Origin of the sequence: Desertibacillus haloalkaliphilus, from assembly GCF_019039105.1 — a bacterium.
Taxonomy (GTDB): Bacteria; Bacillota; Bacilli; order Bacillales; family KJ1-10-99; genus Desertibacillus; species Desertibacillus haloalkaliphilus.
In genome coordinates, this window is record NZ_JAHPIV010000007.1 from 145183 (window position 1) to 153112 (window position 7930).

The following is a 7930-nucleotide window of genomic DNA, read 5'->3' on the forward strand; positions in this document are numbered from 1 at the left end:
AAATTAGGATAATCGTTTTACAACCAACATCCGTGCAAATTCTTCGATTATAAAAAATTACATAATAGTTTTTGTGATTTTACTTTCTTTATCGAGATATATTTCTTGTTATCACTCACCCGATACGAGTGCTAATATTTTTAAAGATGGAGTATTTCTAGAGGTAGATGGGTAAACATGGTAACAGAGAGCAAAGAGGAGGTATGTCAACATGGATTACCGTGTGGAAAAGGATACAATTGGAGAAATTCATGTGCCCGCTGACAAACACTGGGGAGCACAAACACAACGAAGTTTACAAAACTTTAAAATTGGGACAGAAAAAATGCCGCAAGAAATTGTTCATGCTTTTGCTACCCTAAAAAAAGCAGCTGCACTTGCTAATAAACAGTTAGATACGATTGATCATACAAAAGCAGATGCCATTGTCCGCGCTGCCGATGAAGTCCTTACCGGGAAGTTAGAGGAACATTTTCCTCTTGTTGTCTGGCAAACTGGGAGCGGGACACAATCGAATATGAATATGAATGAAGTGATTGCAACCCTTGCTAACAAACAGGTAAAAGACAGTGATAGCAAGGTACATCCAAATGATGACGTGAACAAATCACAGAGTTCCAATGATACATTTCCGACCGCGATGCATATCGCTGCTGTGATAAAAGTTGAGGACTCATTACTTCCTGCAATCAGCAAATTAAAAGAAACGTTAACCAAGAAGATGAATGAGTTTGACAAGATTATTAAAATTGGCCGCACACACTTACAAGATGCGACACCATTAACTCTAGGTCAGGAGATCAGTGGTTGGGTTAGAATGCTTGAGAAGACAGAAGAAATGATTACCGATAGCCTCGAGCATGTCCGCGAACTTGCCATTGGAGGAACCGCAGTAGGGACTGGAATTAACGCACACCCGAAATTTGGTGAGCTAGTGGCCAAAGAAATTAGTACGATGACTAGGAAAACATTTTCGTCAGCAAAAAATAAGTTTCATTCGCTCACAAGCCATGATGAACTCGTGTATACTCATGGTGCATTAAAAGCGTTAGCGGCAGATGTAATGAAAATTGCCAATGATATTCGCTGGTTAGCTAGTGGTCCACGTGCTGGCCTCGGTGAGCTTACGCTTCCAGCAAATGAACCAGGAAGTTCAATAATGCCTGGAAAAGTAAACCCAACACAAAGTGAAGCCTTAACGATGGTAGCGGCTCAAGTGATGGGTAATGATGCGACGATTGGATTTGCTGCAAGCCAAGGGAACTTTGAATTAAATGTGTTTAAACCTGTGATTATCTATAATTTCTTGCAATCAGTAACGCTTTTAACTGATGCGATGATTTCTTTCAATGACAAGGCGGCTGCTGGTATTGAACCAAATGAAGACAACATTAAGGCACATGTACAACATTCTCTCATGCTTGTCACCGCATTAAACCCACACATCGGTTATGAAAAAGCAGCAAAAATTGCAAAAGACGCTCACGAAAATGGACTCACGCTACGTGAATCTGCAATCAACAGCGGCTTCTTGAGCGAAGAAGAATTTGATAGAATCGTGAAACCTGAAGAAATGATTGCACCAAAGGAACTCTAATATTTCTAAAAGCGTAAAACCAAGGGTCTGTCTCCAAATGATGGTAACAGACCCTTGGTCTACAACCTTAAAGGACAAAATCTTCCAATGCTTCATCCATCATATCATCATTAATCCCAATATAACGTAAAGTGACAGATGGGCTTGAATGCCCAAAGATTTGTTGCAAAAGCGCAACATCCTTGTGTTGCTGGTAAAAATGATAACCAAACGTTTTTCTTAATGTATGGGTACCGATCGCTCCCTCGATATTTGCCGCCTTTGCCGCTTTATTTATGATGTGCCAAGCTTGGACCCGAGTAATCGGCCGATCCCCCTTCCGTGATGGAAAAAGATAATCAGAATCAGCCATGGCACGTGTGTATTTATCAATTTCCGTTCGTAACGACGATGTCATTTTGATCTTACGCGTTTTCCCAGTTTTGTTCTCACGGATTCGTAAATGTTCTGTATGAACGACATCCATCACTCGTAACGGTAAGATATCACTGATCCGTAATCCTGAATTAATCCCAAACGTAAATAAAAAATAGTCGCGATATGAACGATGAAGCAAATACTCTTTTATCTCCCGTATGTCTTCAACGTCACGAATTGGTTCGACTTTATTCGCTCCTTGATGTTTTTTCATGCCAACACCTCTCAACTCTCCAAACAATATGGTTCTAACGAATGATATTCGATACAGGTGACAATTTCCCCTCTTTTTAACCACCATTTGCTATTTTTCTTGTTGAGAGAGAAGCATCCAAAACAAAACGGATACCTAGATGATTTCATCATATGTATAACGAACAACATATTTGTTCGTTTTTAATTTCTTAATCTCCACACAAGGACCGATTTCATAACCATTATGCCAATTATCTTCTAATTTAGCCTTTAGACAACCCGCTTGAAACTTTGATTGAAATGTCTGTTTCCAATAGATCCAACGAGGCTTATTCATCATATCCTTTTAAAACCTTACCTTTCTACATAGACTGTTGTTTTCCATAGTGTACCCAATCATAAGCATATATTTTCTATTTTTTATAAGAGTTAAGCTTGGTGCTCTCATCACATCGCAGCCTATCCAATTAAATCTTCATCTTCTCGCTCTTTTATTTCCTCGTAGCGACGGTTTTCTTCACGATCACGAAGTCTATGTGCTAGTCTAGCAGCTGCACTTGCAGCAATGCTTGCGACAAGGTCATCTAAAAAGGTATGAATCTTTTCTCCTTTTGTATCTAGTTCTTTAATGATACCAATTTTCTCTTTGTCAAGATAACCGAATGTCGTTACAGCAATGCTACCAAAACCAAACACCGAGCCAAGTGCAACGGTTTCATCTACACCAAACAGACCTTCATCACTTTCAATTAATGATTGCAACGGTTCAGAGAGCTTCTTCTGTTCTGCTAGCTTGTCAAGCTCAACACCGACTAATATCGCATGTTGAATTTCTCGTTTACATAGGACAGCATCCGCACTTTCAAAGCAATCACTCATATCAAGACCTGGGTTGTATTTGATTTGCATTTGGTAGACAACTTTTGCAATGTCCTCTACATCTACTCCTCGCTCTTTCAATAGTCGTCTTGCCTCTTTTTCAACGACATGACAAGGCACTGGTGTTTTCATTCCATCATCCCCCTTATTCTATAGTTTACCATATCTAACCAAGGTGAGGCTCCATCTATGATTTGATACGATCACTAGTGCTCATAAAAATATGTTAGAATAACGTGTATATAACATTATGAAAGGACTTGAGACATTATGGCAACGTTACACGGGTCTATTATTGAAAAGACGATTACGAGTACAGAACTAGAAGACACCCGCGAATTATTGATCTATTTGCCTCCAAATTATTCCCCTTTATATACGTATGATCTATTAATTGCTCAAGATGGAAGCGATTACTTCCAACTCGGACGATTAGCAAGACAAGCGGATGAATTAATTAGCGAAAATCTAATCAAAGACTTAATTATTGTTGGGGTCCCTTACCGGTCCGTAAAAGAACGTAGTGAATTATATCACCCAAGTGGCAGGAAACACGAGGCTTTCATCCGATTTCTAACAACCGAACTCGTACCCTACCTTGATGACCATTATCAAACCCATCAACTTGCCTCGGGCCGGACATTAATGGGAGACTCTTTAGCGGCGACCGTTTCACTACAAGCTGCCTTTGCTTATCCAAATACGTTTGGCCAAGTAATCTTGCAATCACCCTACGTGAACGATCATGTCTTAACGAGTGTAAAAGCCTTTGGGCAACCACACATTCTAAAGGTTTACCATGTGATTGGAAAAGAGGAGACCGTTGTGAAAACAACCGATGGAAAAACGAAGGATTTTCTAACTCCTAATCGAGAGTTATCCAAGGTCATGAAAGAAAGAGGCTTTGATATTTTTTATGATGAATTTAATGGTGATCATACATGGAAATATTGGCAACCGGATCTACGACGTGCCCTGCTTCAAATGTTTGCATAACGACTCCCCTTGCGACTAAAATGGAACGTGACACTTTTCACTGTCCAAATTAAACAATAAGGAATATGAAGGGGATGACTAGACGTGGACATTATCACAGTAGAAAATCAAACACAACTTAAAGATGCCTTTGCAATCCGAACCGAAGTTTTTGTTCATGAACAAAAGGTTCCCGAAGAAGAGGAAATCGACCAATATGAAGATGACGCCATCCATTTTGTTATTTATGATGGAGACAAACCGGTGGGTGCCGGGCGCCTTCGCACAGTCGAGGACTATGGAAAAGTCGAGCGAATCTGTATAAAAAAAGACTATCGAAAAAGCGGTGCAGGCAAGCTATTGATGGATAAAATTGAGAAAACAGCTGAAGAGAACCAACTACCTGTTTTAAAGCTAAATGCTCAAACCCAAGCTGAAGGGTTCTATCAAAAGCTAGGTTATCAAACCTACTCTGGCGAATTTCTAGATGCAGGGATTCCGCATGTCGCTATGAAAAAAAACATCAAAAATTAAAAAATGAGGGAGTTCCTAAAAGGTAGATTGAACCTTTTAGGAACTCCCTCATTCATTTCCTTACCCTGTTTCATCAAACATTGTCCCTTTATTTGTCAATTGTGCTTCAATTTCTTTTCTCTTTTCCACCCATTTTGCTTGTTGCCTACTGGAATCTGGGTCACCCTGGTATTTCCTAAGGACATCATTAAACGCCACTTTCTGAGGTGCTGGCGCTGGTTTGATCCCTGACTTTCTTTTGACGATACGACTACCGTAATTTACAGCTGTAATATTGTGATGTGGTGGTACATAACCCATTTTAATCGCCCCTTTCAAATTCATCGAACTAGCTTCTTTCCTTCGGGAATTGACTCTTAAACTTCTACCGAAGGGGGCGCGAGTAAGCTCTCTTCTCTGCTCTACATCATGCTAGCTGACTCCGGACCCTTTTCATAAAACTATTCGTTGTTTGCGAGCGATATGTGTCCTCTATGAATCTATACCCGTTTTTTATTAATTTTATTCACTTATTTAGTTTCATGTGACAACTTTATTTGGTACGATAGAAAATAGACATTTTTTACGGAAATAATCATCGATCCACTGACAACGGGGGGAAGTTCATGCATATCGCTTTACTTGAACAACAGACAGTGAATTTACATTCATGCGAACGAACAGATTTCCAAAAAATTTATACGGCAAGTGTTCACGGTCGAGTGACATGCATGCATTGCGGCACTTCTGTCCGATTGCGGTTAGGTATTTTTGAGCGACCTCGCTTTATTCACCCGCCGACAGACTTTGATTGTGAATCTGTCGTCGAGACCTTTGACAAAGTCGAACGAACAAAAGCAACAAAAGAATTAGACAATAAAAATGATGGCTTTACGATTCCTAAACATCGTTCAATTACAGGTGAGGACAGAAATAAACAGAAGGACAATTGGAAAGAGCCTGAGGTCATCAAAGCTTTTACGCCATTTGAAGAAGATACTAACGATATTTCTCCATTGGAACCTCACCCATACTACCAGCAACTAGCAGCCCTAAATTACCCGCTAGATTCCAGACAGTGGGAAGCTGTGACAACAGTAGAAGGGCCTTTACTTATTCTTGCTGGAGCCGGGAGCGGTAAAACACGTGTCCTAACCTCAAGAGCGGCTTATATGATGACGGAAAAAAATATTCCCGCAAACCGACTTGGGATGGTCACGTTCACCGCAAAAGCAGCCAAGGAGATGAAAGAACGAATGCTCCTTTACCCAAACTTAACGAGGCAACACTTACAATCATTAGTGGTCGGAACTTTTCATAGTATCTTTTATAAAATGCTTCTCCATCATCAGCCAGACCAATGGCAGCCAAACCAACTGCTCAAATGGGACTGGCAACGAGATAAGCTCATGAAAGAAGCCGGGCGAGAAATCGATCTTGATGAAAAAGAATTTGCCTATGACCAAGCACTCGCTCAAATCGGCTTATGGAAAAACAGCCTCGTTTCACCCGCCGATGTGAAAGCAAAAGACATTTGGGAAGAGCGCGTTCTCCACCTCTACAAACGGTATGAAGAAATGAAGAATCAAAATCAAATGTTTGACTTTGATGACATGCTGATCGGCTGTTACAATCTCTTAACGGACAACCCAGCCTTACTCGAAAAATATCAAGAACGCTTTTCTTACTTACTAATTGATGAGTTCCAAGATATTAATCATGTCCAATATGAAATCATTAAACACTTAGCAGCAAGTCATAACAATCTTTGTGTTGTTGGTGACGATGACCAGTCCATTTATGGTTTTCGGGGGAGTAATCCAACCTACATTTTGAACTTCAAAAATGATTATCATCAGACAAAAACGGTCATATTAAACCGTAACTATCGCTCGACACATCCAATTGTTTCCGTGTCGAATCGTGTGATTAAACAGAATAAAAACCGCTACACAAAAGATATTAAAGCCTTATCGGATAGTAGCGAAGCGCCAACTGTCTTTTTTCCATATGATGAAGAAGAGGAAGCGACGATGATTGTTACAGATATCAAAGAACGAATTGAAAAAGGAGCCAATCCAAATGATTTTGCGATCTTATACCGAACGAATGTGTCAATGCGCGCGCTTTTTGAACGACTAGTTCAATCTAGCCTCCCCTTCACAATCGAGCAGGAAGGAGATTCCTTCTATCGTCGTAAAACGGTTCGTAAAGTGCTTGCTTATATGCGTCTAGCCAAAAATCCGGATGATACCGAGGCGATGGGTGATTTAATTGGAGCATTATTTTTAAAACAAACAGCCTTACAAGACTTAAAAGCTCACAGTATTACTTCTGACTGCACAATCGTTGAGGCACTCAGTAAATTAACGAACCTACAACCCTTTCAACAAAAAAAGCTTAAAAAAATCGTTCCGTTGTTTAAACGAGTAAGCAAACTCACCCCTCTAAAGGCGATTGACCTGATTGAACGGGAAATGGGTCTTCAAGATTACTTGAAAAAGCAAGGCAATGAAGGCAATGCGATGGAGAAAGGGTCTGATGATGTCCGCGATTTAAAAGTCGCAGCCAAAAATCACCATTCCATTTCTGACTTTCTTGATCACGTTAATCATATGATTGCAAAAAATGAAGAAATGAAACATAGCAAAAACAAGCAAAGCGACGGTCTACAACTAATGACAATCCATCGTTCTAAAGGCCTTGAATTTAAGCATGTGTATATTATCGGTGCTGTTGACGGAAGTATCCCTCATGACTTTGCATTAGAGGCTTGGCGTGATGGTGATGATACACTTCTTGAAGAAGAACGTCGTCTCATGTATGTAGCGATGACGCGAGCTCAAACGTCATTAATGATTTCTGTGCCCAACCAACGACGCGGAAAGAAAGCGTACCGATCAAGGTTTGTGCGCGATATGTTCAAACAAGCCTATAAATCAGCGATAATAAAATAAGCACTTATGCAAATGTAACCTATGACCCTACTAGCAGACCCATCACTCCTTGAATCAACTTCTCCTCATCAGTGGATTCTCCCTCATTCTCCAATCAAAAGCGGTGCGAGTAAGCGAACTTCCCCGATTACTCATCCTGTTCGCGCACTCCGCCCCTTGAACTTCCTCGAGCCAACTTCTTTTCTTCAGTGATTTGATCCTAAAACTTAATCCTAAGGCGGTGCGAGTAAGCATTCTTCTTTGATTACTCACCCTGTTCGCGCACTCCGCCCCTTGACCTTCCTCGAGCCAACTTCTTTTCTTCAGTGATTTGATCCTAAAACTTAATCCTAAGGCGGTGCGAGTAAGCATTCTTCTTTGATTACTCACCCTGTTCGCGCACTCCGCCCCTTGACCT

The 7930-nt window shown here is 40.6% G+C and carries 8 protein-coding genes; 4 read left to right on the top strand and 4 right to left on the bottom strand.

Annotation, left to right across the window (positions count from 1 at the left end):
* Window positions 1-211: 211 nt before the first annotated feature.
* Window positions 212-1597, top strand: coding sequence for a class II fumarate hydratase (gene fumC, locus KH400_RS09705; RefSeq protein ID WP_217224260.1), 1386 nt, complete (start codon window positions 212-214; stop codon window positions 1595-1597).
* Between the two features lie 67 nt (window positions 1598-1664).
* Here the strand turns inward: fumC and KH400_RS09710 are convergent, their stop codons facing one another.
* The 3 genes from KH400_RS09710 to KH400_RS09720 form a co-directional block, all read right to left on the bottom strand.
* Window positions 1665-2228, bottom strand: coding sequence for a site-specific integrase (locus KH400_RS09710; RefSeq protein WP_217224261.1), 564 nt, complete (start codon window positions 2226-2228; stop codon window positions 1665-1667).
* Between the two features lie 135 nt (window positions 2229-2363).
* Complete coding sequence (locus KH400_RS09715; RefSeq protein ID WP_217224262.1) at window positions 2364-2549, bottom strand: hypothetical protein; 186 nt, start codon at window positions 2547-2549, stop codon at window positions 2364-2366.
* A gap of 119 nt (window positions 2550-2668) precedes the next feature.
* Window positions 2669-3220, bottom strand: a complete 552-nt coding sequence (locus KH400_RS09720) for a phosphatidylglycerophosphatase A family protein (protein WP_217224263.1) — start codon at window positions 3218-3220, stop codon at window positions 2669-2671.
* Window positions 3221-3358: 138 nt separating this feature from the next.
* Between KH400_RS09720 and KH400_RS09725 the strand changes: the two genes are divergently transcribed.
* Together KH400_RS09725 and KH400_RS09730 are read left to right on the top strand one after the other, a co-directional pair.
* Window positions 3359-4084 (top strand): alpha/beta hydrolase, encoded by a 726-nt coding sequence (locus KH400_RS09725; protein WP_217224264.1) that lies wholly within the window; start codon window positions 3359-3361, stop codon window positions 4082-4084.
* An 84-nt stretch (window positions 4085-4168) separates the two neighbouring features.
* On the top strand, window positions 4169-4597 hold the full coding sequence (locus KH400_RS09730) for a GNAT family N-acetyltransferase (RefSeq protein ID WP_217224265.1): 429 nt from the start codon (window positions 4169-4171) through the stop codon (window positions 4595-4597).
* Window positions 4598-4657: 60 nt separating this feature from the next.
* Here the strand turns inward: KH400_RS09730 and KH400_RS09735 are convergent, their stop codons facing one another.
* Window positions 4658-4921: a hypothetical protein gene (locus KH400_RS09735; protein ID WP_217224266.1), complete on the bottom strand. Its 264-nt coding sequence runs from the start codon at window positions 4919-4921 to the stop codon at window positions 4658-4660.
* A gap of 281 nt (window positions 4922-5202) precedes the next feature.
* On the opposite strand from KH400_RS09735, the gene KH400_RS09740 reads away from it, so the two are divergent.
* Entirely contained in the window at window positions 5203-7533 is a 2331-nt protein-coding gene (locus tag KH400_RS09740; RefSeq protein ID WP_217224267.1) for an ATP-dependent helicase, read from the top strand.
* Window positions 7534-7930 lie beyond the last annotated feature (397 nt).

Bases quoted from the DNA above. Each gene is read 5' to 3' on its own strand.
- fumC (WP_217224260.1), top strand. From the start codon at position 212: ATGGATTACCGTGTGGAAAAGGATACAATTGGAGAAATTCATGTGCCC.
- KH400_RS09710 (WP_217224261.1), bottom strand. From the start codon at position 2,228: ATGAAAAAACATCAAGGAGCGAATAAAGTCGAACCAATTCGTGACGTT.
- KH400_RS09715 (WP_217224262.1), bottom strand. From the start codon at position 2,549: ATGATGAATAAGCCTCGTTGGATCTATTGGAAACAGACATTTCAATCA.
- KH400_RS09720 (WP_217224263.1), bottom strand. From the start codon at position 3,220: ATGAAAACACCAGTGCCTTGTCATGTCGTTGAAAAAGAGGCAAGACGA.
- KH400_RS09725 (WP_217224264.1), top strand. From the start codon at position 3,359: ATGGCAACGTTACACGGGTCTATTATTGAAAAGACGATTACGAGTACA.
- KH400_RS09735 (WP_217224266.1), bottom strand. From the start codon at position 4,921: ATGAATTTGAAAGGGGCGATTAAAATGGGTTATGTACCACCACATCAC.
- KH400_RS09740 (WP_217224267.1), top strand. From the start codon at position 5,203: ATGCATATCGCTTTACTTGAACAACAGACAGTGAATTTACATTCATGC.